The organism is Microvirga sp. BF8 (assembly GCF_059888585.1).
This window is the reverse complement of the sequence record NZ_CM187619.1, coordinates 1737287-1762045: the sequence shown is the minus strand read 5'-3', so window position 1 is coordinate 1762045 and position 24759 is coordinate 1737287. Positions and strand designations below refer to the sequence as shown.

General features: G+C 59.8%; 22 protein-coding genes. 10 read left to right on the top strand and 12 right to left on the bottom strand.

Translation table 11 applies throughout. The annotated features are described in order from the left end of the window. The first annotated feature begins 7 nt into the window (after positions 1-7). Genes AC522E_RS08435 through AC522E_RS08425 form a run of 3 tightly spaced genes read left to right on the top strand, consistent with a single transcriptional unit; the run spans position 8 to position 2283 of the window. Positions 8-730: a PIG-L deacetylase family protein gene (locus AC522E_RS08435; protein ID WP_500749961.1), complete on the top strand. Its 723-nt coding sequence runs from the start codon at positions 8-10 to the stop codon at positions 728-730. After that, a complete protein-coding gene (locus AC522E_RS08430) occupies positions 727-1419 on the top strand; it encodes a 4-carboxy-4-hydroxy-2-oxoadipate aldolase/oxaloacetate decarboxylase (protein WP_500749960.1) in 693 nt (230 codons plus the stop codon). The genes AC522E_RS08435 and AC522E_RS08430 overlap by 4 nt, the downstream gene beginning before the upstream one ends. A 39-nt stretch (positions 1420-1458) precedes the next feature. Then, a complete protein-coding gene (locus AC522E_RS08425) occupies positions 1459-2283 on the top strand; it encodes a DUF1932 domain-containing protein (protein ID WP_500749959.1) in 825 nt (274 codons plus the stop codon). Positions 2284-2324: 41 nt separating this feature from the next. On the opposite strand, the gene AC522E_RS08420 is transcribed toward AC522E_RS08425, so the two are convergent. From AC522E_RS08420 to AC522E_RS08395, 6 genes are all read right to left on the bottom strand, one after another. After that, positions 2325-3002: an HAD family hydrolase gene (locus tag AC522E_RS08420; protein ID WP_500749958.1), complete on the bottom strand. Its 678-nt coding sequence runs from the start codon at positions 3000-3002 to the stop codon at positions 2325-2327. Between the two features lie 221 nt (positions 3003-3223). Further along, a complete protein-coding gene (locus AC522E_RS08415; protein ID WP_500750621.1) occupies positions 3224-4012 on the bottom strand; it encodes an amino acid ABC transporter ATP-binding protein in 789 nt (262 codons plus the stop codon). Between the two features lie 14 nt (positions 4013-4026). Further along, positions 4027-4938: an amino acid ABC transporter permease gene (locus AC522E_RS08410; protein WP_500749957.1), complete on the bottom strand. Its 912-nt coding sequence runs from the start codon at positions 4936-4938 to the stop codon at positions 4027-4029. A gap of 5 nt (positions 4939-4943) precedes the next feature. Then, entirely contained in the window at positions 4944-5840 is an 897-nt protein-coding gene (locus tag AC522E_RS08405; protein WP_500749956.1) for an ABC transporter substrate-binding protein, read from the bottom strand. A 27-nt stretch (positions 5841-5867) separates the two neighbouring features. After that, positions 5868-6686 (bottom strand): deaminated glutathione amidase, encoded by an 819-nt coding sequence (locus AC522E_RS08400; protein WP_500749955.1) that lies wholly within the window; start codon positions 6684-6686, stop codon positions 5868-5870. Beyond that, on the bottom strand, positions 6683-7657 hold the full coding sequence (locus tag AC522E_RS08395; protein ID WP_500749953.1) for a nitrate ABC transporter substrate-binding protein: 975 nt from the start codon (positions 7655-7657) through the stop codon (positions 6683-6685). Before AC522E_RS08395 ends, AC522E_RS08400 begins: the two co-directional genes overlap by 4 nt. A 134-nt stretch (positions 7658-7791) precedes the next feature. Between AC522E_RS08395 and AC522E_RS08390 the strand changes: the two genes are divergently transcribed. After that, positions 7792-9114 (top strand): aminotransferase-like domain-containing protein, encoded by a 1323-nt coding sequence (locus AC522E_RS08390; protein ID WP_500749952.1) that lies wholly within the window; start codon positions 7792-7794, stop codon positions 9112-9114. Positions 9115-9244: 130 nt separating this feature from the next. Here AC522E_RS08390 and AC522E_RS08385 read toward each other — a convergent pair whose 3' ends face one another. After that, complete coding sequence (locus AC522E_RS08385) at positions 9245-10231, bottom strand: hypothetical protein (RefSeq protein WP_500749950.1); 987 nt, start codon at positions 10229-10231, stop codon at positions 9245-9247. Between the two features lie 707 nt (positions 10232-10938). Between AC522E_RS08385 and AC522E_RS08380 the strand changes: the two genes are divergently transcribed. The 5 genes from AC522E_RS08380 to AC522E_RS08360 all read left to right on the top strand — a co-directional run bounded on the left by AC522E_RS08380 (position 10939) and on the right by AC522E_RS08360 (position 18664). After that, the gene (locus tag AC522E_RS08380) at positions 10939-12177 is read left to right on the top strand and encodes a YcaO-like family protein (RefSeq protein WP_500749949.1); all 1239 of its coding nucleotides are present in this window, start codon (positions 10939-10941) and stop codon (positions 12175-12177) included. Further along, the gene (locus AC522E_RS08375) at positions 12174-12911 is read left to right on the top strand and encodes a TfuA-like protein (RefSeq protein ID WP_500749948.1); all 738 of its coding nucleotides are present in this window, start codon (positions 12174-12176) and stop codon (positions 12909-12911) included. Before AC522E_RS08380 ends, AC522E_RS08375 begins: the two co-directional genes overlap by 4 nt. 306 nt (positions 12912-13217) lie before the next feature. Beyond that, entirely contained in the window at positions 13218-16619 is a 3402-nt protein-coding gene (locus tag AC522E_RS08370; RefSeq protein WP_500750620.1) for an AAA family ATPase, read from the top strand. Between the two features lie 780 nt (positions 16620-17399). Then, complete coding sequence (locus AC522E_RS08365) at positions 17400-17924, top strand: superoxide dismutase family protein (RefSeq protein ID WP_500749947.1); 525 nt, start codon at positions 17400-17402, stop codon at positions 17922-17924. A gap of 446 nt (positions 17925-18370) precedes the next feature. After that, positions 18371-18664, top strand: a complete 294-nt coding sequence (locus tag AC522E_RS08360) for a hypothetical protein (RefSeq protein WP_500749946.1) — start codon at positions 18371-18373, stop codon at positions 18662-18664. Between the two features lie 103 nt (positions 18665-18767). Here the strand turns inward: AC522E_RS08360 and AC522E_RS08355 are convergent, their stop codons facing one another. From AC522E_RS08355 to AC522E_RS08335, 5 genes are all read right to left on the bottom strand, one after another. Beyond that, on the bottom strand, positions 18768-19364 hold the full coding sequence (locus AC522E_RS08355) for a Dps family protein (RefSeq protein ID WP_500749945.1): 597 nt from the start codon (positions 19362-19364) through the stop codon (positions 18768-18770). 42 nt (positions 19365-19406) lie between these two features. After that, a complete protein-coding gene (locus AC522E_RS08350) occupies positions 19407-19952 on the bottom strand; it encodes a DUF1269 domain-containing protein (protein WP_500749944.1) in 546 nt (181 codons plus the stop codon). 250 nt (positions 19953-20202) lie between these two features. Then, positions 20203-22098 carry a bifunctional sugar phosphate isomerase/epimerase/4-hydroxyphenylpyruvate dioxygenase family protein gene (locus AC522E_RS08345; protein ID WP_500749943.1) on the bottom strand — a complete coding sequence of 632 codons (1896 nt, stop codon included), beginning with the start codon at positions 22096-22098 and terminating at the stop codon, positions 20203-20205. A 54-nt stretch (positions 22099-22152) separates the two neighbouring features. Further along, positions 22153-22833, bottom strand: coding sequence for a GntR family transcriptional regulator (locus AC522E_RS08340; RefSeq protein WP_500749942.1), 681 nt, complete (start codon positions 22831-22833; stop codon positions 22153-22155). Next, positions 22830-23498 carry a GntR family transcriptional regulator gene (locus AC522E_RS08335; RefSeq protein WP_500749941.1) on the bottom strand — a complete coding sequence of 223 codons (669 nt, stop codon included), beginning with the start codon at positions 23496-23498 and terminating at the stop codon, positions 22830-22832. Before AC522E_RS08335 ends, AC522E_RS08340 begins: the two co-directional genes overlap by 4 nt. Positions 23499-23658: 160 nt before the next feature. Between AC522E_RS08335 and dctP the strand changes: the two genes are divergently transcribed. Beyond that, positions 23659-24651 carry a TRAP transporter substrate-binding protein DctP gene (gene dctP / locus AC522E_RS08330; RefSeq protein WP_500749940.1) on the top strand — a complete coding sequence of 331 codons (993 nt, stop codon included), beginning with the start codon at positions 23659-23661 and terminating at the stop codon, positions 24649-24651. Positions 24652-24759 lie beyond the last annotated feature (108 nt).

Genomic DNA, 24759 nt, shown 5'->3' with positions numbered 1-24759 from the left:
GGCTTTCATGTCTTCTGAAAAAGTCGGACTTGTCGTCACCGCCCACCCCGGAGATTTCGTATGGCGTGCCGGCGGCGCGATCGCGGTTCATGCACGCAAGGGCTACCGGATGAAGATCGTCTGCCTATCATTCGGGGAGCGTGGCGAGAGCCAATGGGCCTGGAAAAGGGGTGACCTGTCCCTGGCGCAGGTGAAGGCGCAACGCCGCGACGAGGCCGAGCGGGCCGCCGAAACGCTTGGCGCCGAAATCGAATTCTTCGATGCCGGCGACTACCCGCTCAGCATGACATCCGAAATGCTGGAACGCCTGATTGACATCTACCGGGATCTCAAACCCGCCTTCGTGCTCACGCATTCCCTCGAGGACCCATATAACGTGGACCATCCGGAGGCGGCGCGCTTTGCCCAGGAAGCGCGCATCATTGCCCAGGCGGCAGGCCACAAGCCGAGCCCAGACCTCGCCTACAGCGCGCCACCGGTTTTCCTCTTCGAGCCGCACCAGCCCGAGCAGTGCAACTACAAACCTAACGTGATTCTGAACATCGATGACGTCTGGGACAAGAAGCGTGAGGCCTTCGAGATCCTCGCGGCACAGAAGCATCTCTGGGAATACTATACCCGGGTCGCGCTGAACCGGGGCATGCAGGGCGGGCGCAACTCGGGACAAGCCATGACCTTTGGCGAGGCCTACCAGCGCATCTTCCCGCAGGTCGTAGAGGAGCTCACATGAAGCCTATCGTCGTCACCAATATTCCGCGCGTCGACCGGAATGTAGTCGACCGGCTGGCATCGCTTGGCACCGCGACGACTCATGAGGCTATGGGCCGATCCGGCTTGTTGAAGCCTTACATACGGCCGATCTGGACCGGAGCAAAGATTGCAGGCAGCGCGGTAACGGTTTTGGCGCAGCCGGGAGACAACTGGATGATCCACGTCGCGATCGAGCAGTGCTGCCCGGGCGACATCCTCATCGTCGCGGTGACCGCCGACAACAGCGACGGCATGTTCGGAGATCTCCTGGCAACCTCCGCTAAGGCTCGTGGCGTGATCGGTCTGGTGATCGATGCCGGTGTCCGGGATGTGAAGACGCTGACAGGAATGGGCTTTCCTGTCTGGTCGCGCGCGATATCTGCGAAGGGCACGGTCAAGGCGACCCTCGGCTCGGTCAACGTGCCTGTCGTCTGCGCCGGCGCCTTGATCAACCCGGGCGATGTCATCGTCGCCGACGACGATGGTGTCGTAGCAGTATCCCGCAAGGACGCTGGGGCCGTTGCGGACGCAGGCGAGGCACGTGTGGCGAACGAGGAGGCCAAGCGCGCAATTCTGTCCTCGGGCACATTGGGACTGGACCTCTACAAGATGCGCGAGCCACTTGCGAAGGCGGGTCTCGTCTATGTCGAATACAGGGACGAGCCGTGACGGCTTTGTCATGCTTCATCCTCCAAACGGTGTGAACCCATGAGCCTCGAGATCGCCTTCATCGGTTATGGAGAAGTCGGGCAGCTGTTCTCCCGCCAGTTGGCGGCGAAGGCGGACGTGCAGGTCAGGGCCTATGACATCCTGTTCGGATATCCCGGGGAAGGTTCGCGTTTTCGGCAACTCGCCGCCGAAAGCGACATCCACGCAGCCGAGAGCGCGGCGGATGCCTGCTCTGGCGCCGATATTGTCATCTCGGCCGTCACGGCCGATGCTGCCATCACAGTGGCCGAGCGGCTTGCACCACAACTCCAGCCCTCTCAGATCTATATCGATCTCAACTCCGTCTCCCCCGCCACGAAGAGAAGGGTTGCCGAAGCGGTCGGGCGACATGCCAGTTTTGTCGAGTTTGCCGTTATGGCTCCTGTCAGCGGCGTTGGTATCGCGGTTCCAATCCTGAGCGGGGGCGAAAAGGCGCAGGAAGTCTCAGATCGGCTCAATAAGCTCGGAATGAGGATCACTCCGGTCAGTCAAACGATCGGTACCGCTTCCGCGAGCAAGTTGTGCCGCAGCATCGTTATCAAGGGAATGGAAGCCCTCATGGTGGATTTCACTCTTGCGTCCGAGCGGGCCGGCGTCATGCCTGCCGTACTGGCAAGCCTCGCCGCATCCTATCCTGGCATGGATTGGGAGAATATCGCAAAGACGATGCTGTCCCGTGTCCGCCAGCACGGGATCCGGCGCGCCGCCGAGATGCGCGAGGCGAGTCGCATGATCGCGGAACTGGGACTCGATGGCTCACTCGCCAACGCCATCGCCGACCGACATGAGAGTTTTGCAAAGGAGAGCCGTCGACGCCCGGAGTGAGCCCGTCCAAGGTCTGCTCGCGCTGAAGGTGCCCGACCGGTTCACCTTCTCCCGCCGACCTCGTCGATATGTCTCAGCAAGTCCGCAGGATCCTCGTAAACCCTGTAGGCGCTTGCGCGCACGAGCTCGTCTTCACCATATCCCCCCGAGAGCAGGCCTACCCCCAATGCTCCCGCACGCCGCGCCGCCAGCATGTCCCAGATGCTGTCCCCGACCACACATGCCCCCTCGATAGGAAGTCCCAGCGCATCGGCTGCGGCAAGGAAAAGGTCCGGATCCGGCTTGGCATACCTGACCTTGTCACGTGTGATGACAGGCACCTTGCCCGGATCGACACCCAGATTCTCCAGGACAGGGCCCGCTGTCTCGATGCGCCCGCTCGTTGCGATCGCCCATGGCAATCCTGATTCCGTCAGATAGGCTAAAAGCTCGCGGGCGCCGGGCAAGGGTTTTATCCGGTCCGCTCGCTTCCTGTAGGCTGCGGCGTGAAGCTGGCGCAGCCGCTCGATGCGCTGTGGGTCAATCACCAGCCCTGTCTCGCGCAGGAGCATGTTGGTGAAGAGCCCGCCGGACATGCCGATTTTGCGATGAATACGCCAGATTGAAAGGTCGATACCCTCCGCTTCCAAGGCTTCATGCCAAGCAAGGACATGCTGATAGACGCTGTCGACGAGGGTGCCATCGAGGTCGAAGAGGAACGAGACTTGACGGTGTTTCATGGCTCTTCTCCCTTGCCCTGACAGAGGATCCGCCCTCGGGGCGTGCCGGCCCCGCCTCGCGCGTTTCGATCGGACGCCACAGCAAGATGGAAAACCGCATCGATTACGGCTGCGCGAGCCCGATATGATTGCGCCATGGATAGCCTATTCGCTCAATGCGCCTCAATCCCTCCGCTTCCATTCGAGGGGCTTCGGAGTAGTCTACCGGTCGGTCCCGTCCCTCAGCTGTTCTGGATGAATCGGCTGAGGAAGAGACGTGTGCGGGCATGAGAGGGATTTGACAGCACGACCTCAGGGCTGCCCTCCTCGACAACGACGCCACCGTCCATGAAGACGACGCGATCTGCTGCCTCACGCGCGAAGCCGATCTCATGGGTGACGACGATCATCGTGAGGCCTTGTTCGGCAAGGTCCCGCATAGTTGCCAGGACCTCGCCAACAAGTTCGGGATCGAGCGCCGATGTCGGCTCGTCGAACAGCATGAGCTTCGGCTTGATTGCGAGGGCGCGTGCAATGGCGACGCGCTGCTGCTGACCGCCCGAAAGCTGGCGCGGATAGGCATTGGCCTTGTCTGCAAGGCCAATCCTGGTCAGCAACTCCATCGCATAGGACACGGCGTCGCGGCGGTTCTGGCCGTGCACACCGATGGGAGCCTCGATAATATTCTCCAGTGCCGTCATGTGCGGATAGAGATTGAACTGCTGGAACACCATGCCGATCTTGCGGCGCTGTATGGCGATAGCCCGGTCGGAGAGCTTGTGCAGCCGCCCGTGCCGCAACTGATAGCCGATCTGTTCGTTGTCCACCTCGATCGACCCGCGGTCGATGGCCTCGAGATGGTTGATGCAGCGCAGGAAGGTGGATTTTCCCGAGCCCGAAGGGCCGAGGATCACAACCACTTCTCCCGGCATGACGTCGAGATCGATGCCCTTGAGCACCTCGTTGTCGCCGAAGGACTTGTGCACGTTGCGGGCGCGAACCAAAGGCTCTGTGGTGGCTGCGGCAACCATTTTAGCGGCAACGTTCATGCTGGCTCCTCCACACGAATTGCGGTGCGGGCGTTGGCATCGGCGGATCCCCGCTCGCCGCGGGCATAATACCGCTCAATGAAGCCCTGCCCGACATTGAGGATCGATGTGATAATGAGGTACCATATCACCGCAACCATCAGCATCGGTATGACTTCGAAGGTTCGATTGTAGACCGCCTGCACCGAATAGAGCAGGTCCGCCATTGCGATGACACTGACGAGCGAAGTTGCCTTGATCATGCTGATAAGCTGATTGCCGGTCGGCGGGATGATGGAGCGCATTGCCTGCGGGATGATGACCCGCCGCAGAGCCCGCGCACGTGTCATGCCGAAGGCGTCCGTCGCTTCGACCTGTCCCTTGTCCACAGAAAGCAGGCCGCCGCGGATGATTTCAGCCATATAGGCCGCTTCGTTGAGAGACAGCCCGGCGATGGCGGCTGTCATGGGCGTAATGATGTCGTTCGTGTTCCAGCTGACCAGGGTCGGGCCGAACGGGATCGACAACGATATTTCGGGGAAAAGCGTCGATAGGTTGTACCAGAAGATCAACTGCACCAGCAGCGGCGTGCCGCGAAAGAACCAGATGAAAAGGCCAGCCAGCGAACTGAACAGCGTGTCCTGAGACATTCGGGCGATGGCCAGCACAAGGCCGATGGCGATACCGATCAGCATCGCCACGACGGTCAGACCGAGCGTCACCGACAATCCCTTCAGAATCGAGTCCGCAGTGAACCACTGCGCCACGATGGGCCAGCCGAAATTCTCGTTGTGGGCGACAATCCAGGCGAAGTTCGCCGCCACGATCAGCACGAATGCCCAGAGAAGCCAGCGGCCCCATTCTATCGGACGATGCGCATTGGCGACATCGCGAAGCTCGATGGAGGGATTGATAGTGCGCTCGGTCATATCCGTTACTTCTTCGCCAGGTTGATGCCGGGCTCGGAGATCATGTTGTTCTCAAGTCCCCACTTCTTCATGATTGCCGCATAGGTGCCGTTCTTCACGAGCTCCTTAACGGCACCGAGAAGAATTTCGCTGAGTGGCGAATCCTTCGTCACGACAGCTCCCTGGAAGAGATCATCGAATCCGTTGGGCTTGCCGACGCCCGCCAATTCGAGCTCGCCGTTGGATTGCTGCACGAAATAGGTCAGCGGAGCCTGTGAGGAGAAGAATGCGTCCGCGCGCTTCGAACGGACCGACAGGATCGAAGTCGGCTGGTCGGTGTAGGATTGCACCTCGAGCTTAGGCTTGCCGTCAGCCGCGCATTTTTCAGCTTGAGCCTTGATCACCTTTTCAGCCGATCCCCCCGACTGCACGGCGACGCGCGCCCCACAGGCGTCGTCGAGAGAGTTGATGCCCTTCGGATTCCCCTTCTGAACGGCAAAGACGACGTACTCCTGCACCCAGTCCACGAAATCATTGGCTTCTTGACGGGACTTGAAATCACCAACCGGCCCCATGGCGAACTGATAGCGGCCGGACTTGATGCCACTGAGCAACGCCGATAACCCGCTGACAGTGACATGTTCGATCTTGACGCCAAGCAACTGACCGATGGCGTCAGTCATATCAGCACTGGCGCCCGTCATGCTGCGGGTATCGGTCACGATCTCGTAAGGCGGGAAAGAACCGCTGTTCACTGAAATCAGCTTGTTCGACGACTTGAGGTCCTCGGGAAGCTTGGCACGAAGCTCTTCGCTGACCTTCTGCTGCGGAATCTGGCCAGCCGGTGCGCCCTGTGCCAGGGCCGGGGCCTGAGCCGTCGCTAGGGCGATTGCGGTCGCATACAGGATACCTTGAATTCTCATGTGTCTGTTCCCTTTCTGATCGTAATACTAGGCTGCCTGCGTCTTCGCATGCTCGGCGCGGGCAAGTTCCGGGCGTGCGAAGCGCCGGTTCGCGAGAACCGGCAGGACAGAGCGCGCATGAGCGATCCTTGCGCGGTCGATCTCCGCAAACGTGAGACTCGGGGCCTCTCCGGCGCGGACGGTCGCAACGCCGAGGGGGTCGACAACCATGCTCGCGCCGATATTGCGCTCGCCGCACTCGCCCACGGCGACCACGTAGCAGGTGTTCTCGAGCGCGCGGGCCGTGACCAGCACCTCCCAATGTGCCTCTTTGCCAAGTCCGCGCACCCACGCCGCCGGCAGCACGATCACGTCTGCGCCATCGACCGCGAGGCGACGTGCCATTTCCGGGAAGCGGAGGTCGTAGCAGGTCATCATGCCGACCTTGAGGCCAGCAATCTCGATGATCTCGGGAATCTCGTCACCAGGCTGGACATTGGTCGATTCCTTGGCCGAAAAAGCATCGTAAAGGTGAAGCTTGCGGTACTGGGCGACGATTGCCCCGTCGCGCACCGTGACGAGCACGTTGAAGACCCGCCCGCCCCCGGACGGCACGTGAACGCAGGCCATCGTCGTCAGGTTCGAGCCGCGGCTGGATTCCAGCACCTGAGCCATGAACGGGCCGTCGAGCGGCTGCGCGGTCTTCAGCACGATGTCGGGATCCGCGATGTCCCGGGCGAGAATGCCCTCGGGTAGTACGAGAAGGTCAGCGCCGCCGGCCTCTGCCTGCTGCATTAACCGGACACAAGTCTCGGCATTATCCTGCCAATCGCGACTGACGGCGAATTGGCCGAGGGCGACTTTCATGCTGGTTCTCCTATGAGGTTCGCGACCGCCGGAAATAGAGTGTCTGGCGTCAGGGTCATTTCGGCGAGACCCTGCCTCCGAACCTCGGCCAGGAAGTCGCCGATCATCTTGCGGTTGGGTTCGAGGCCGCTCGCATTCCAATCTTCGGGCAGATCGCGGCCGCAGCGGCCAAGCTCATCGATGATCCAAGGCGTAGTTTCCGCATATTTGCGGCGCTTTTCGAGCCACACGCGCTGGGATTCGTCGAGAAGATCGCTCAGCGCCTGGGGAAGCCACGGATGTTCCAGAACAAGAGCTGACTTGACGCCCAGAATATGGATGCCGGGTATGTAGCCAACGGTGTTGAAATAGGCGAGCTCCGCGCTGTGCAGATCTGATACCAGATGGCGGAATTTTGATCCGCGATCGAAGAAGCCCGGCGGCATGAAGGGGGTAAAGACGGCATCCAGCTCGCCGCTCTCCAGCAGATCGAGCATCGGCCTCTCTCCCGGCACCGCCTCGATCCGGCCCGGGCGTGCATAGGGGCCGAGGCGATCGATGATCGGGTGCGACTCCGTCAGGCGGCCCGCATACCAGTGCACGTCCTCGATGCCGACCCCCGCCAGCGCCAGTGCTGCCCGGGTCCAGGTATTACCAGAATCCTGCCAGCCGGTAACTCCGATCCGCCCACCCTTCAGATCCTCCAGCCGCGTGAGACTGCTGTTGCGGGCGGTGATGACACACCGGTGCCGGAAGCCACGCATGAGAAAGTTCGGTACACCGAAGATGGCAGTGTCGCCTCGGGCGCGCCCTGTCGTATAGCGGCTGAACGAAACTTCGCTGGCATCGTAACGGGGGTCATTGGCGAAGTCCTCCGGCAGGGCACCGACACGGTCCACCTTCACGTCGATGACATCCGACGTGACATCACCAAGCACAAGCGGGGTCATATAATCCCAATCGCGCAGCGCGAGACGGACAGTAACTCTCACATCGTTCTCCAGCCGTTCGCCAGCGAAGGCACCGCCGGCCAAATGTTTGCCAGGATTGAAAATTAAATGTTCATTTCGCCTGATCAATAGCTATTATGTTATTGAACATTAAAAGACGATTTTGAGATGGACTTATGCAGGACGTCGATTGGCTAGCCGCCAGGTTAAGGGAGCGCACCGCGCGCGGCATTGCGGTCGAGACGAGTGCCCTGATCAGGTCAGGTGCCCTCCCCATCGGAATGCGCCTACCAACGGTACGTGAACTCGCCTTCAAGCTTGGCGTCAGTCCTGCGACCGTCTCCGAGGCTTGGAGTGAGCTGCGCCGGCAGAAGATGATCACCGGCCGCGGCCGCACGGGGATCTGGGTCTTTGGCAATACGGTTGCGCCACGGCCGGCACGCATGGGAAGCGTGGGGCATTTCGGCGAAGAGGTGCTCAATTTGAGTTTGGCAGTACCCGATCGGGACCTACTGCCACCCTTGGCCCGTGCTTTGGCCCATGGGGCGCAGGCGGATAACCTGAACAGCTATGAGCGCACACCGATTCTTGCCGAATTGCGCGCAGCCGTCGAGCGACGCTGGCCCTATCAGCCCGAAACCTTCCTTGCCACCAATGGCGGCTACAATGCCATCTACTCCGCCCTGCACGCTCTGGTGATGCCCGGCGCATTCGTGGCAATCGAAAATCCGACGGCCATGCGCATCCTCGATATCATCGAGGACCTTGGAGCGCAGATCCTTCCGGTTGAATGCGATGCGGAAGGACCGGTGCCGGAATCATTATCCAAGGCTCTTCAAAAGAACCCGACGGCCTTCATCTTCCAGCCGCGCACCCACTCCGTGACCGGGCAGGCGGTGAGCAAACGGCGCCTGGCGGAACTCACCTCGACCCTGCAGGGAAGCGACTGCTTCATCATCGAGGATGATGGTGTGGGCGATATTTCACCCCTGCCTCCCGTGAGTTTGGGCAATCGGTTTCCGACCCGGGTCGTTCATATCCTGTCGTTTTCGAAATCGCTGGGCCCCGATCTGCGTCTCGCGGTGCTGTCGAGTTCGGTCAATGTGGTCAAGCAGATCCAGTCCTACCGCAGTTTCAGCTCAGGGTGGACAAGCCGACTCCTGCAGGCGACGACGGCGTGGCTTCTGAACGATGCCGAAAGCGCGAAGATCGTCTCCGACGCGCGCAATATCTACGCCGAGCGTCGCGCGACGCTCACCGAGGCGCTGCGCGAGCGCGGCATCAACATCCCGCGGGGCGATGGGTTGTGCATCTGGATTCCAGTCGAGTCCGAGCAATATGCGCTGGTTACCCTGGCTGCTCGCGGTATTGCTGTCCTCCCCGGGACGAAATGCTCGGTCGGTCCCACAGAGCACGTGAGGGTTGCGACGGCGATCCTCACCGATCGCTATGATTTCGTTGCGGAGTCGATTGCCCTCGCCGCACTGGGTAGCGGGTGAGCCAATCGTTGCCCTGAGCTCGCCAGGCCCGCGGCAATTTTTGGTGGGCACTACCTTACAAAAGCGCATCCCAACTCGCACAGTGCCGCGAATGTTGCGCATAACCGCACAAGGATGAGGGACGGTGGAATCAGTAATACGCCACGGGGCGCACACACGCCGCCTTTTGGGAAATTGTCCGACCCGGTTCGTTCCGGATCGTGTCCAGGATATTAAACGACCCGCCTGCGACGCTGACCTTGTACTCTGATAGGTTTTCGTCGAGGACAAGTACTTTATAGGTCTCGACGAAGTCTTCCTCGGGGGAGACCGCCGCAAAGGCGCTGATGAAACCTCCGTCAAGAACTTTGCGAACGTCTGAGGGATTCATCGTTTGGCCGTCGCCCGGGTGCGGGATGCTGTTATTCTTGTGCTTGGACCGTCCCTTGTCGTTGTAGGGTGTCCACGGTCTTTGAAGCGCCTCCTGAGATTGGGGTTCATCCCAGGAATCCCGAAGGAATGTGTCATTGTAGCACGCCAGCTTCCGAAAAATCGTGCCGCTTTTATCTTGATACTTATGCCACTGGATGTGACCCATTTCGTGCGTCAATGCCGAGAGCACTGCCAGTGTCTTCAAATTGGCGTTTTTGGAATTTGCCGTGTACTTAATAGCAGATCCATTCACGATTCCATTCTGCAGCTTTTGCTCGAGCGTAGAAACGGTATCCTTGAATACATCTTCCGAAATCGCGATATAGGAATTGTTTTTGCCGAGAGACTTGGCATATGCAGCATTGTTGGGATTTTCCCAAAGTCCCCAGGACGACCAGGACTTATTTGGGCCGACAATGAAATACCTGTCGATGGCACAAAAGTCCGCATAGGCTTTACTTGGCGCCAGGGCGACCGCATCCTGGATCGGCTTCACGAATGTGTTCACAAAAGTTCTTGCCCCTGCCCTTCCCCTTGCTCTCGACGTCTGCTGTGCCTCGTCACAGACCGGTGCCGATCCTGTTTCCGGATTGAAGCCGGCCTTGAGTCGACAGACCTTTTCCGCAGTGATGCAACTCCCGTCCGCTAGGGCAGCACCGGCGAAGAAGACACAAGTGATGGTCATAGCCGTCAACAGCTGCCGCATCCGCCTCTCCTCAAGTCGGCCTATGACACAGGTAGAACAGGACCGTCGTCACGCTGGAATCTCTTCGTGCTGCAATGGCCATCGTCAAGATCAACGGCGGACAGCTCTACTTAAGAGGAGCTATTCCACATGGTTTGACCGAGCATCATTAGCCTCATCGGCCTCTTAGTTGCTCTGAAGGTGTAATCCTTTGACCTAGTACTTGACACGCAATGGAGGCGAAGTGCTCTACTAGACGCATATGGCACTTATTCCGCGCCAGGGAGGACGCGATGAGCAGAGCGTCGAAATGGGGTCCGCTGCTTACGGGCCTAGGGGCATTGGCGGGAGGTGGACTCGATGCCAATGCGACCACTGGGAGCATACCGGCCCACGAGTCTCGCGTTCAGGACAGTCAACATACGGGGATGAACGTCCGTCTTCGCATCGACGGCGGTAGAATCCTCCTTTCAGAGTGCGGAGGATCTTTCGAAGAGGTCCTTTTAGATGATACACCGGAAGCGGCACATTTGCGGCAATTGCTGATCGGAGTTTTGCCTACGGGCGGCGAACTTGTCGTTCCCGTAGGGCCCAGCATCGTCGCCGAAGGCGGAGCCTCCGGCAACTGGAACCGCCCGAAGCCAGGACGAGGCGCGCCGAAGAACGGCAGGTAGCTCAGCGAGCTTCTCGGAGTTTGGCGGCGATGCACAGTGTGGGGCGAGACAATCATGGCCGATTGGCCACAGAGCCTTAACGGGTCATGCCGCAAGACGTTCCAGCACGGGACGCATCGATCCGCCACTCCTCAGGTAACGCTCGCCCGTTTCGGCCACCGGGCTCCAGCCATGGGCATCACGCGGCTCGGCAATGTGACGGGACTTGACCGCATCGGCATCCCTGTTGCCATTGCAGTTCGCCCGAATTCTCTTTCCTTTTCCGTTTCGCAAGGCAAGGGCTTGACCCTGGCCCATGCGTTCGCCTCCGCATTCATGGAGGCCGCCGAGGTCTTTCACGCCGAAAACCTTGCTGATCGAACATATTTCTCAAGCACGAACGAGATGACAGCGAGAGTTCGGCTGGCGGATCTGCAATCACTGTGCATTGCAGACGATCTTCCAACAGGCTTTCATCCCATCGAATGGATCGAGGCCTATGATCTTCTGAACCGGGAAGCTTGCTGGCTACCTGCGGAAACGGTCGATACCGATGCGACGCTCCCGCCCAACCGCAGCCGGGGCTTCTTCCGTTCAGGAACGAACGGCCTTGCCTCCGGCAATCACATCTGGGAAGCGCTGAGCGCTGGGATATGCGAGGTCGTGGAACGCGACGCAGTCGCATTGTGGAATGCGCGCAGTGTCCGCGCCCGCCGCCTTGTCGACATGGATTCCGTCGACGATCCGGATGCACGCCTTCTGATGGAAGCATACAACAAGGTCGGAATGTCCGTGAGGGTATGGGATGCAACCTCGGACGTCGGGATTCCGACCTTCGTGTGCGATACGATCGATATGGATTGCAACCCATCGGCAACACTGCCGCGGTGCCGCGGAGCAGGCTGCCATCCGGACCGCGCCATTGCACTGGTGCGCTCTCTCACGGAGGCGGCGCAAATCCGCCTGACGCATATAAGCGGAATCCGAGACGACATTGCCGCCTCCGCCTATAGAAAGACGCCTTATCAAAAGCTCGGCGTCGCGCTGATCGATGCATTGTCGCAATCTGGCGCGCGCAGTTCATTTCGAACTGTTCCGACGCTCCAGTCAGACACGGTCGAAGAGGACGTTGAATGGATACTGCACCGCTTACGGGCGGTCGGGATTGACCAGGTCCTCGCCGTCGACCTGACGCGCCCTGACATTGGTATTCCTGTCGCAAAGGTGGTGATCCCAGGACTCGAGGACAACTGTAGCGATCCATCCTATGCTCCGGGTCCACGTGCCCGGCGAGCAGCTCGCGGTGAGCTATGACAGCGATCATCTTCTCAGGACCTTCGTTGCCCCGAGCGCTGGTAGAGGCCGTATCGGGCTTCGAATGGCGAGCTCCTGTGCGGCAGGGCGACGTCTACAAGGCTGCTCGGTCGCACCCTTTCGCCATAGGCTTGGTTGACGGCTTCTTTGAAACAGTTCCAAGCGTTTGGCACAAGGAAATCCTGTGGGCAATGACGCAGGGGATCCATGTCTACGGTGCCGCTAGCATCGGCGCTCTCCGTGCGGCAGAACTTGCCCCATTCGGCATGAAGGGCGTTGGCAAGGTCTTCGAGTTCTTTCGCGATGGCACGCTTCAGGATGACGATGAGGTTGCAATCCTGCACGGACCGGAGGAGCTGGACTACATCCCAGTCACAGAAGCGATGGTGAATGTGCGTGCCACCCTTGAGTGCGCAGAGGAACGGCACATCATCGCACATGAGACGGCCGACGTACTCAAATCGCTTGCGAAGTCTCTCTTCTATAAGAACCGTAGCTATGAAACGATTCTGAGCCTGGCAGACGAACGAGGCCTCGACGGTCATGACCTCCTCTGTCTGAGGGACTGGCTTGCGACGAACAGCGTCGACCAGAAACGCCTCGATGCAATGGCGCTGCTCGAGCGCATCCAAGTGGATCGATCCACAAACCAGCGTCCGCCGGAGATCGCCTTTCGTTTCGCCCACACCGTGGCATGGGAGGCCGCGATCCACGACGGTGCCGCGGAGGAATGAATACCTCATATTTGATCGGCCAGGAGTCGACCTCGCGAAGAGCTTGGCATTCACACCCTATGTCGGAGATGGAAAATGTGGATTGTTCACAGTCCATCTTCCGTAATAATGTACAGAAAACAGCATGCTCTGGCTGCGGAACGGCACCCTCGGGCGCGATACCCTTCCACTTGTCTGCGAACTCTGTGCTAGCATGATAAAATATTGGCATAAGCATCAAGCATCGGACGAAGCAGAGGGCTGGCTGACATACCAATTGGAGGACAGGTTTCCGCCAAGGATGATGCGAAACGCGGCGGATAGACCCTGCGCAGGTCAGTCGATGCCGCGCCGTTTCGAGCGCCGAAGCACCCAGCTTTCAAGTGGCACTGCTACAAGCAGAGGTGTCGTGTGGAAGAGTGGCTCAGATCGATAGGCTTGATTGACCGTCTCTCGGCCTTCCGCGAGCAGGGAATTGAGCTCGACCAACTTCGAGATCTGACCGACGAAGATTTGCGCGAACTCGGGCTGACGATCGGCGAGCGTAAGCGCTTCAGGCACGCTTTGGACGGAAACAGCCCGGCCCAGCCCAAAGAGGCGGCACGGCCGCCTGTCGCCATGCCGAACCTGAGGGGAGAACTGCGTCCGCTGACCGTCATGTTCGTCGACCTGGTTGGATCCACAAACCTCGGAGAGGAGTTGGATCCTGAGGATCTTCTGGAACTGATCCGCATCTACCGTGAGTTCTGCTGCCACGCGATCAATCACTTCGGCGGACATGTGGCCCGGTTCATTGGTGACGGCATCCTGGCGTATTTCTGTTATCCGATCGCCAATGAAAACGATCCGGAACGGGCGGTGAGAGCGGCGCTGCAGATTGTCGCCGGTGTCAGTGATCTGAAAACTCCGGCGGCGCACCCACTTCAGGTTCGGATTGGACTGGCCACCGGGCGTGTGGTCGTCAGTGACCTGTTCTCCGCAGGCGAGGCTGACAAGGAAACCATCCTCGGCTCCTGCCCCAACCTCGCGGCGCGGCTTCAAAGCCGCGCCGATGCCAACGAAGTCATTATCGCGGAGCGGACGTATGACCGTGTCCGGTCACGCTTCGCCTGCGAGCCTATGGGGCGCGTTGCATTGCGCGGTTTCAGCGAACCCCACATGATCTGGCGAGTGACGGGAGAACTCTCGCATCTCCAGCAAGCCGAGGCGGGACCACAGCCTGCCCAGGCTCCTCGCTTCTGCAACCGCCAAGATGAAATGGACCTGCTGGGAGTGCTCTGGCGCAAGGCGGAGCGTCGAGCCGGCGTTTCGGTACTCGTAAGTGGCGAAGCAGGAATTGGAAAGTCCCGGTTCATCGAGGAGTTCGTGACCTCGCATCTGCCTCGGGAAGCGAAAATCATGCGGCTTGCCGCTTCGGCGTTCTGGGCGGATAGCCCACTGCGACCCGTAATCGATCACCTGCAGACCATTGCCCGCATCCAGGCTCAGGATAGTCCTCGGTCGGCGCTGGATAAGCTCTCCAAAGTCTTCGCGGGGGATGACGCCGAGAAGCGGCAGACCGCCGCTCTCGTTGCAAGCCTTTTTGGTCTTCCCGCCACGGACCCAGCTATCGAAGGATTGTCTCCCGCGGAGCTGCGGGAGCGGACGATGTCCACCCTCACCAACCAATTGCTGATGATCGTTGCCGAGGTTCCTCACTGTATCATCGTAGAGGATGTTCACTGGCTGGATCCCACGTCATGCGAACTCCTCGAGTCCCTCATCGAGCGCCTGCCCGGCCATCCGGTGTTGCTGGTGCTGACCGGGCGCGAGGCTTGCGTTGCCGCCTGGAGCGAGAAGGTACAGACAGCCATTCGCCTTCAGCCGCTAGCCCCCGAGCATGTCGCGGAAATGATGCGAGCGATGATCGGCCATGATTTCGTCGATCGCCTTGCCGAAAAAGTGGCGGATCGCACGGATGGGATTCCGCTCTTTGTCGAGGAAGTTACACGGCTCCTCCTGCAAAGTGCCTTCCAAAGCGTCGACGAACTCTTTGAAGCAGCAGGTCTCATTCCGTCCTCTCTGGACGAGTCCCTTATGGCACGCCTGGATCGGTCCGGCTCAGCGAAAGCGATTGCGCAGGCTGCGGCCGTCGTCGGCAGATCTGCACGTCGCGACATCCTGGCTGCGGTCTGCGAGCTGGACGAGCCTGAACTGGCCAGTGCCTTGAACGAACTCGTACGCACGGGCATTCTCAAACGCCTTATAGGCTCGGAGCCTGAGGCCTACACCTTCCACCATGCCTTGCTGCGCGATGCCGCCTACGCGAGTCTCCTGAGGGAGCAGCGGCGCGATCTGCACAATCGGGTGGCCCAGGCCATCCAAGCACTCGCTCCGGAGACGAGTTCGCTCTTTCCCGACGTCCTGGCGAAACACCTGACGGAGGCAGGGAGGGCGCAGGAGGCCGCTCCCCATTGGCTCGAGGCCGCGCGTCGCAGCCTCTCTCGCTCCGCCCTAACAGAGGCAACGGGAATGCTGCGGCGCGGACTTACCGGACTTGAAAAGTTGCCTCGGACAGATGAAACGATGCGCCTGCGGGTGGAGCTGAGCGCCCTGCTCGGCCCCGCCCTCATCGGACTCAAGGGCCCTCATGCACCTGAAACCCGCGCGTTGTACCTGACGGCCTACGAGTTATGTCAGCAATTGCCGGAGGACGTGACACATTTTCCGATTTACTGGGGGTGGTGGCGTCTCGAACCCGCCAACCTTAAGCGTGCCACCGCGCTTCTTGATCGGGCCATCCGTTGTGACGACTCGGAGCTATTGCTGCAGGCATATCACTGCACATGGGCAAGCCATTTCCATCTCGGCTCGCTTCGCCAGTGTCGCGAGCATATGCAGGCTGGACTGGACATTTATCACAGCGGGGATTTCCGGCATCACGCTCGCCTTTACGGCAACCATGATGCGAAGGTTTGTGCCCATGGGAGCCTGTCCCAAATCGATTGGATGGAGGGGCGGCTCAAAAGCGCCATCGAGGAGGACGCCCGAAGCATTTCCTGGGCGAACCATATGGATCATCTTGGCAGCCAATTGCACGCGAAGGGGCTCACGCTGCTGCATCATGTCTATCGCCGGGACTATGATGAGGTCCTCAAGAGATCCGAAGAGCTGATCGCGTTTACGTCCGACCACGGCCTCGCCGATCATGGTTCGGCAGGAGCGATTTTCAAGGGCTGGGTACTGGCAGACCGCGGCTATCCGCAAGCAGGACTGAGGATGATCGAGGAGGGTTTTGCCCGCCAGCGCGAGATCGCGACGAACGAGGATTTCCCAGTCTATCTTTGCGTGCTGGCGGAGGTGCTGACACGGCTGGATCGGCCGGATGAGGCCGTTGAACGCATCAGTAGAGAGCGCCAGGATTTTGAGGATTGCTCATTGCGCATCTGGGTCCCGGAACTCTTGCGGGTCCTGGGCGATTCAATGCTGGCGGCGGACGCGAATAGTGTCGAGCCGGCCCGACGAACCTTCGCAGAGGCAGCAGAACTGGCTGCAAGCCAAGGGGCTGTCATGCTGGGATTGCGGATTGCAATGAGCGAGGCGCAGCTCGACGAGCGATTGGGAGACCACGCGACCGCAGCCCGACGCATGGCTCTGGCCCTCAAGGCAATCCCGGAACCGGACAATTCAGTGGATATGGCGAAGGCCCGCGGGCTGATGCGACAACTGCTGAAGTCGGATCCGCACTGACGCGATCTCACCAGATCTCGCAGGCTGGCAAGGCGCTTGGACGGATCCTATGACCGGTTGCGGAAGACCATGGACCAATCAAACAGGTCAGGCGATGGAGCGCCGTAAGAGGCGCTCCAGTCATGTTCATTGTTTGACCTGAATAGACGTCGATGCCGCGCGGTTACGGTAGCGCCGCCTGACCAGGATGTATCCCCCGGCGAGAAGGAGGAATGGCAGGCCCGCTCCAGCGATCGGGCCAGGAGCACCCCGGCTGGATCCGCCGCCGTTCGGACCGCCACCGTTACTCCATCCATTCGCATAGCCCAGGCCGGGGCTTGGGCCACGATCCCCTGGCGGATCCGCAAAGGCATACGGCCCGGCCATGGTACAGAATACGGCTGTTGCAACAAGAGTTTTGTGCCAGGAGCGCATGGAATCCTCCAAAATCGCGACCACTTTGGAGTAATGTGCAGCAGCGCCATGATTATGGCCACTACTCCGGAAGATGCGGCGCATCATCCTTCTGGGCTCATAGAATACGCCCAAGCTATATTCTTGGGGGAATTAGCACCAATCCGCTCGTCCTTTGGAGATGGCCGCCGAGCGCCGCGAGTTCGGACGAGGCTCCAATCGTCTGTGAAGGAAAGCCCTGTTCCTCTTTTCCGATAGCAAATGAAGCCTATCTGGCCTGTTGCAAGGCCGAAGAGCTGATGGATCTCCTAGAATTGCGGCACCGCATGAAGGGCCCGTGTCGGCACGGGAATTCGTCTGCAAGAATTCCAACCAGAGGGAGTGACCATGAGGATTGTCTTGTTCGCAGCGATCATCGCAAGCGGGGTTGCCGCATCCGCACTTGCCCAGACGCAGGACACTCAGAGCTTCGAAGGGCCTGTTCACGGTTCGAAGGGCAAAGCCATCGGCAAGATCACAATCCGGAGTGGCGCAAAAGCCTTGGTCCTAAGGCTAAGCATTGATGCCGGGGGGTTGTCACCCGGATGGCATGGAATCCATTTCCATCAGATTGGAGACTGCTCCGACCCCGGAAAATTCGAGTTGTCGAAAGGGCATGTGAACCCCTCGCATAGACAGCACGGACTCCTCAACCCCGAGGGCCCGGACGAGGGGGACCTCCCGAATATCTACGCCAACGCCGATGGTTCGGCCAACGCTGAGGTGGTTTCAACCGCGATCAGGCTATCCGGCGCCGACGGGCTTCGCGATGGGGACGGCTCGGCACTTGTCATTCACGCTGGCGAAGACGATCAATTGTCGCAGCCAATCGGCAACGCGGGAACTCGGGTGGCCTGTGCGATGATCAAATAGCAACACCGTCGGACGAACTGGCGGGGATAGCGGCATTGCAGGCTCAGTGAGTGATTTGCGCGGCAACTGGACGATATACTCTTTCATAACATAGGGGCGCCCGCTCTCAATATCGTCAGGCCGTTCCTGCATTCTCGATCAAGAAAAGGCCCCGCTTGAAGAGCAGGGCCTGAAGTCGAATGCAAGAGCGTCGGGGGCATAAGACACTCTCGCAAATAATTTAGATTGGTTTGGAACACGTTTCCTCTCCCAATTGGGATAAGCCTTTTGAGATATTGCGCTGCCAAGCGTCACGGTTACCTTCGATATGCGACTTGCTGTCGACCACGCCCTGGCTGAGGTGTCTGACATGCCTGACACTCTCAGCCAGGGCGCCCACTCCTCGGCTCTGGCGCCAGCCGGTGTGCTGAGCCGGGCCGATCCATGCAGTTTACAGGGCTGCCACCATGTCTGACATTGCGATGCTCTCGGGCGAACTAAGCCTCTGGTCTGCGGTCATGATCGGTCAAGGAGAGAAGGCATGGGCCGAGTTGCTTGATCGATCGGCCACCAAAATCAGCCGGGGCATCCACGATGAGGCAATAGCGGCCAGCCTACGACTCTATGCCCTTGTGGTTGGACAGAACAATCAGGGCTCCTTTCAGAGCCTGCTGGAAAAGGCCGCCGGGCATCTCGCTGCGCCGCCTGCTACCACGCGATATTCGGCCAGCCCCGTTGTCGGCCGCAGTCCGGCTTCCTGACCGTTCCGGTCTTCAGAAAACCTTCACGCCCGATGCTCTGCCGGTGGTGAGCTCAGGGATACTGCCACCTACCGCGAATTAGATTACCTGGCAAACCGCGCCCCTATGCGTGCACCAATGGGGTATCGACCAGATGCTCGGCGAGGAACCAAGCCTGCAGCTCATTGGTGCGGATCACATCGGAGACGATCAGGTCATTGCTGCCATCATCCCCAAGCTCGGCTGTACGCGACGCCGCATCGTGGGCATCGATCAGGATGGTCTCATGGGCCTCGAGAAGCCGCGACAGCATCGCCGGCACCTCCTCACAGCCATTCGGCGGTCGGGCGATCCGGGTAATCTCCGCCACATGGCGCGGATCGCCGACAGCGATGCCGCCGAGCGTCTGGACACGTTCGGCGATCGTATCGACCAGCGCAATCTGCTCCCCCGCGTGCTTGTCGAGCAGAAGATGCAGTTGATAAAATGTCGGGCCGCGCATCAGCCAATGATGCTTTTTGTACAGCGCATATAGAATTTGGGTATCGGCGAGCAGCTGGTTCAGTCGCTGGCAGGAATATTGCCGTGCGTCGGACGATAGACCGAGCGGAAACTGTCGTACACTGCCGAAGGCCTGGATCTCACGACTTTGCTGATGGAGCCAGGGCTGGCTGTTGCGAGCAATCTTGGTCTCGGGTTTGCGTGACGTCGTCATGATCATGTGCCTATTGATGTGACGCTGAAATGTGGGACGGCTTTGACCTCACGCCGGTGGCGCGGCCACCGCCTGCGGGGCTGACGCGCTTCCGGACAAGACCGCCTGCAAACGCGCCTCCTGCTCAGGTGACAGCGAGGTCCGGAGCACGTGCCCTTTGAAGCGTGACAACTCGCTCAGGACCTTCTCGGGCTGGGCCTTGCGAACCAGCACGAACAGAGCTGAAGAGCCCGGCTTCAGGGTGGCGGCGAGAGAGCGGATGAAGTCGTCATTAATACCATAATCGATCGCCGCACCCGAGAGAGCCCCGGCTCCGGCGCCGGCTAACCCGCCGATAGCAAATCCAGCCAGGGGGTTGAGAAAAAGCAGGCCCAGCAGCCCACCCCAGAACGCCCCGGAGAGCCCTCCTGAGGCTGCGCCCACCCCGACCAGATTGAGGCTCTGCTTGAGTTGAACGGTGCCGTCAGCCTGACGAATGGCGACAACGGCATCCTCAAGATCGATAAGGTACTCCTTTTGCAGACGCCTCAGCTCGGTCAGAACTTGATCCGCCTCCTCCGGCCCGTCAAACCCAATAACCACCAGCTCCGCCATCGCCGTTCCTCCGGGTTTCGGCTACTCATCCAAAGAGTCGCCACCTTTCGTGTTCCGAAAAAGCGCCGAATTTCTGCCAGTGGAAGGGCGGATCGGGGCTACCCCGATTTGTCTTTCTCTCCCTCCACCGGAGTCTGGACGCTCAATGGTGGAGGTCCGTCGATCGGGAATACGTTTGCTTGCCGGCTTGCAGCTCCTGTCGGCACATTGCCTGATGCAACGGGCCCCGCATTCGTCCGGGTCTTCTGTGTCAGACCAGGTTGTCAACCCTGCGACCATGCTCGGACGCGAGGCGCGTCTGTGACGCCAAGCGGATGGGCGCGTTCACGGCTCCATAGCCCTGGTAGTTGCGTCTCTCGACGATCTCGAAGAAGAACCCGCCTTCGAAAGCCCTCGTATAGACCTGGAAGTACTCGGCTGTGCCATCCCGATCATAAAGGATGTTGTTCGCACGCAGCTCCTCGAGGATATCGGCGGGAAGATCGGCCCTGGTCTCAAGGTCGTCATAATAGTTGTCCGGAATCGGGAGGAGTCCGATGTCGCTGGACCTGAGCTTCTCGACCGTGGAGAAGATGTCGCCGGTCCTAAGCGCGATGTGTTGGACCCCCGATCCGAAGAGCTCATTCAGGAAGCGCGATGAGAGCGTTTGTCGACTCTGAGAGGCGTTGAGAATCAGTCGAAGCATGCCATCACGGCTTTCGATAGCTTGGCTCTGCACGACCCCGCCCGGATCGATGACTGTCTGAACCGGTGTCTTCTGCACATCGAGGAGCGATGTATAGAACAGGAGCCAGGTCAGCATTTCCTCGTAGTGCATTGATTGCGAGACGTGATCGACCGCTATCAGCCCTGCTCCCGCTACCGAACCGTCCTCGGTGGCGACGAAGTCAACGTCCCAGAGACGGTCGAGACCACTTTGGCGATCCACAAAATACAGAAGACTTCCGCCGAGCCCGCGAACTGCAGGTATTTCCATTTCGCCCGATGCCACCGGCTGCTGGAAAGGCTGGTCCAGAAGAGCCGCTGCACGACTCACCGTCCCTTGAGCGTCACTGACCCGCAACGCGAGGGCGCACACGGATGTCCCATGGGTGATATTGAAAGAGTGGGCAAACCCCTCCTTATCTGCATTCACAACAATGTTGATGTCACCCTGTCGCCATCGGGACACGGCCTTGGAACGATGGACACCGGCTTTCCTGAAGCCGAGCCCTCCGAGGACCTGCTCGAAACCGGCGGATCCGTGCTCGTCCACGGCGAATTCGATGAACTCGATGCCGGAGCAGGTCGCTTTAGGTGGAAGGGAAGCCAGGTCGGGGATAGGATCTCCCGTTTGCCGCCGCAATTCGTCGAGCATGACGATGAGGGACCGCTGCCCATCGACCGCGACACTACGTGCCGAGCCCGCACGAAAGCGGTCGTTGAAGATTTCAAGGGACAGGAGCCCGTCGAAGCCCGTGGCGTGAAGTGCGCCCATGAAATCGTCGATAGGCAGGTCGCCCTGCCCGGGAAAGCAGCGATAATGCCGGCTCCAAGACAGATAATCCATATCGAGTTTAGGCGCGTCGGCCATCTGGACAAGAAAGATGCGCTCCGGCGGGATCGAGCGGATAGCAGACAGGTCGGTGCCGCGGGCGAGAACATGGAAGGAATCGAGCACCAGCCCTACTGCCGCGTGATCGGCCCTTCGCACGACCTCCCACGAGTCACGGTAGTCATGGATATGCCGCCCCCAGGAAAGGGCTTCGAAAGCGACCCGCATGCCGCGTCTTGCTGCTCGCTCGCCGAGTTCGTGAAAGTCGGCCGCTGCCCGGTCAAGTCCACCCATTGATTCCGGAGAAACATTGCTGCACACCATGAGGAGATCGCAACCGAGTTCCTGCATGACATCGAACTTTCGCTCGGCCCGGGCGAAGACTTTGGAACGCTGCGGCTCAGGCATGCCTTCGAAGTCGCGGAACGGCTGGAAGGTGATTGTGTGAAGCCCTTGGTCCTCAATCAGCCGGCGCGCGTCCCTGGGACTGCCGTTGAAGGAGAGAAGATCGTTTTCGAAAATCTCCACCCCTTTGAACCGGGCAGCCGCAATGGCCTCGATCTTCTCGGTGAGGGTGCCACTCAGGCAAACGGTGGCGATAGCGGTATGCATGCTCGTTTCCATTTCTCTGCGGGATCAGCGACGGTGGCTGTTCCTCCATCGCGGCTAGCTGATCGTACCGGTGGCAAGTGCATGCTCGAGCCCGCCGGCCACGTGGCGCGTCAGTACCTCGCATGCGCGCACAGCATCCCTTTGCAGGGCGCACTCCAGCAGCAGAGCGTGCTCACCCTCTGCGATGTCCCCACGATAGCTCAGGGCGATCATCTGATAGCGCAGGTACTTGTCGAAGACGGCGGCGTGGTTGTCGATCAGCATTTTCGAACCGCAGGCTGAAATGAGCGACTGATGGAATTGCCAATCATACCGCTTCCACTCCTCCGTATGGGTCCGATCTCCCTGGGCCATCCGCTCCTCCATTCGGGCGAGACGATGATGCGCGGCAACGACCCGGCTCTCCCATTCCATGTCGCCGGCGCGGAACGACTGTTCCAATGCCCGACACTCGAGCAGTTGGCGCAGGGCCGCGATCTCCCGCAGATTGGCGATCGAGACCGGCGCCACTACGAAGCCTTTCTGCCCCTCGGCAACGACAAGTCGTTCCGAGTGGAGGCGATTCAGGATTTCGCGAAGCGTGCTGACGCTTGCGCCATAATCTGCTTTCAGCTGGTCGAGCTTCAGCTTCCTGTCGGGCGGCAGATGACCGAAGATGATGTCGGAACGAACGCGTTGATAGGCGGTTTCACCGATTGTCTGGGATGGCTGCTGCGTCTGTGTCTCATCGCTCATCGAAGGGCCCCTCTATCGAGCGTATAGGCCACGCATCCATTCACGTGCTGCGTCAGCACCTCGCAGGCACGGTCTGCGTCACGTGCAAGAGCGCAACCCAGCAGCAACCTGTGCTCCTTGGCAGCAATCTCGCCGCGGAACACGACCGCCACCATCTGGTACCGGAGGTACTGATCAAAGACCCCTGCATAGAGATCGAGAAGGGTCTGAGATCCGCAGGCCTCGATCAGGATCTGGTGAAACTCCCGGTCATAGCGCTTCCAGAGTTCCGTCCCTTCCTGCTCCCCGGCGATCATCCGCCGCTCCATAAAGGCCAGCTTGTGATGCGCGGCGACGACACGGCTCTCCCACTCGAGGTCGCCCTCCGCGAACGATAACGGAATCGCATGGGTCTCGAGAAGCAACCGCATGGCGGCCACGTCCTCAAAACCGTCTGGCGAAACTGGAGCAACCCTGAATCCGCGCTGCCCTTCGGCAACCACGAGACCCTCTGAGGTCAGACGGCTGAGAATCTCCCGCAAAGTACTGACACTGGCCCCATAGTCACTGGCGAGCCGATCCAGCCGCAGCCGTGCTCCAGGCGGTAATCGGCCGAAGACGATGTCGGCGCGAATCCGATCATAGGCGCGATCTGAAATGGACGTCGCCACTAGCTCCAGGCTCATGCTGTCCAAATCCCCTTCGCAGTATCGCTCAACGCTTCGTCTGACCAAGCGCAAAATATCATATATTTTTCAAAATACCCATTGATTTAGAAATTATCGGAGTCGATAGTTCCTGCCAAGACGCAGAAGAATGCGCGCCGTAAATCAAGGAGAGGAACTGATGAAACCTTCTATCAACCGTCGCACTCTGATGGCGGCGGGAGCAGCCTGCCTGGCCTTCGCCATCGCTGGTCCGGCTACCGCTCAGGCACCCGGCACATTGCGGTTCTCTGCCGTCTTCTCGGAACAAGATATCCGGGCGGAGATGATGAAACGCTTCGGGGAGGAGATAAAGCAGCAAGGCTTTACCCTCCAACCCTATTACGGTGGAACACTATTCAAGCAGGGCACCGAGCTGGTGGCCATGCAGCGTGGCAATCTGGAAATGGGCAATATTGCCCCGCAGGACATCTCCAATCAGATTCCAGCATGGTCGATCGTGACGTCCGCCTATCTGTTCCGCGATGCCGACCACATGAAGAAGGTATTCGCCAGCGATGTCGGTCAGCAACTGAAGGCAATGGCCTCGGATAAGCTGGGCATTCACATCCTCGGACCAACCTATTTCGGCGCCAGACATGTCGGCCTCAAGCCGAAGAAGAGGGTCAACACGCCAGAGGATCTCGCCGGCATCAAATTGCGCATGCCAGGAGGCGATGCTTGGCAGTTCCTGGGGCAGGCTCTCGGCGCCAACCCGACCCCGATGGCGTATGCCGAGGTCTATACAGGGCTGCAGACCGGAGCGATCGACGGACAGGACAATCCGCTCCCGAATGTGCAGAACATGAAGTTCTACGAGGTGATGTCCCAGATCGCCCTGACATCTCACCTCGTAGGCTTCGATCTCCTGGCCGTTTCCAACAAGGTTTGGAACGCCATGCCCCCCGAAAGGCAGGCCGCCTTCCAGGCCGCGGCGGACAGGGCCATCGAGTGGAGCACGCAGGAGCATCTGAAGCAGGAATCCAAGCTCGCCGAGTTCTTCAAGGCTCAAGGTCTCGACATCTATACACCTGACCTGAAGGCCTTCCGCGACTTTGCTCAGAAAAAGTATCTGTCATCCGACCTCGCCAAGAGCTGGCCTCCAGGCATGTTGGAGAAGATCAACGCGATGTGAGGCTCGGGAAAGCCGCCGGAGTGTCGTGCTTCCGGCGGCTTTCGAGAGTGTGGGGCAAAGAGAGTGTGGGGCAAAGATAGGCGGCATCGTCTTACCTGTGCTGCGCCC

Bases quoted from the DNA above. Each gene is read 5' to 3' on its own strand.
- AC522E_RS08435 (WP_500749961.1), top strand. From the start codon at position 8: ATGTCTTCTGAAAAAGTCGGACTTGTCGTCACCGCCCACCCCGGAGAT.
- AC522E_RS08430 (WP_500749960.1), top strand. From the start codon at position 727: ATGAAGCCTATCGTCGTCACCAATATTCCGCGCGTCGACCGGAATGTA.
- AC522E_RS08425 (WP_500749959.1), top strand. From the start codon at position 1,459: ATGAGCCTCGAGATCGCCTTCATCGGTTATGGAGAAGTCGGGCAGCTG.
- AC522E_RS08420 (WP_500749958.1), bottom strand. From the start codon at position 3,002: ATGAAACACCGTCAAGTCTCGTTCCTCTTCGACCTCGATGGCACCCTC.
- AC522E_RS08415 (WP_500750621.1), bottom strand. From the start codon at position 4,012: ATGGTTGCCGCAGCCACCACAGAGCCTTTGGTTCGCGCCCGCAACGTG.
- AC522E_RS08410 (WP_500749957.1), bottom strand. From the start codon at position 4,938: ATGACCGAGCGCACTATCAATCCCTCCATCGAGCTTCGCGATGTCGCC.
- AC522E_RS08405 (WP_500749956.1), bottom strand. From the start codon at position 5,840: ATGAGAATTCAAGGTATCCTGTATGCGACCGCAATCGCCCTAGCGACG.
- AC522E_RS08400 (WP_500749955.1), bottom strand. From the start codon at position 6,686: ATGAAAGTCGCCCTCGGCCAATTCGCCGTCAGTCGCGATTGGCAGGAT.
- AC522E_RS08390 (WP_500749952.1), top strand. From the start codon at position 7,792: ATGCAGGACGTCGATTGGCTAGCCGCCAGGTTAAGGGAGCGCACCGCG.
- AC522E_RS08385 (WP_500749950.1), bottom strand. From the start codon at position 10,231: ATGCGGCAGCTGTTGACGGCTATGACCATCACTTGTGTCTTCTTCGCC.
- AC522E_RS08380 (WP_500749949.1), top strand. From the start codon at position 10,939: ATGGCCGATTGGCCACAGAGCCTTAACGGGTCATGCCGCAAGACGTTC.
- AC522E_RS08375 (WP_500749948.1), top strand. From the start codon at position 12,174: ATGACAGCGATCATCTTCTCAGGACCTTCGTTGCCCCGAGCGCTGGTA.
- AC522E_RS08365 (WP_500749947.1), top strand. From the start codon at position 17,400: ATGAGGATTGTCTTGTTCGCAGCGATCATCGCAAGCGGGGTTGCCGCA.
- AC522E_RS08360 (WP_500749946.1), top strand. From the start codon at position 18,371: ATGTCTGACATTGCGATGCTCTCGGGCGAACTAAGCCTCTGGTCTGCG.
- AC522E_RS08355 (WP_500749945.1), bottom strand. From the start codon at position 19,364: ATGATCATGACGACGTCACGCAAACCCGAGACCAAGATTGCTCGCAAC.
- AC522E_RS08350 (WP_500749944.1), bottom strand. From the start codon at position 19,952: ATGGCGGAGCTGGTGGTTATTGGGTTTGACGGGCCGGAGGAGGCGGAT.
- AC522E_RS08345 (WP_500749943.1), bottom strand. From the start codon at position 22,098: ATGCATACCGCTATCGCCACCGTTTGCCTGAGTGGCACCCTCACCGAG.
- AC522E_RS08340 (WP_500749942.1), bottom strand. From the start codon at position 22,833: ATGAGCGATGAGACACAGACGCAGCAGCCATCCCAGACAATCGGTGAA.
- AC522E_RS08335 (WP_500749941.1), bottom strand. From the start codon at position 23,498: ATGAGCCTGGAGCTAGTGGCGACGTCCATTTCAGATCGCGCCTATGAT.
- dctP (WP_500749940.1), top strand. From the start codon at position 23,659: ATGAAACCTTCTATCAACCGTCGCACTCTGATGGCGGCGGGAGCAGCC.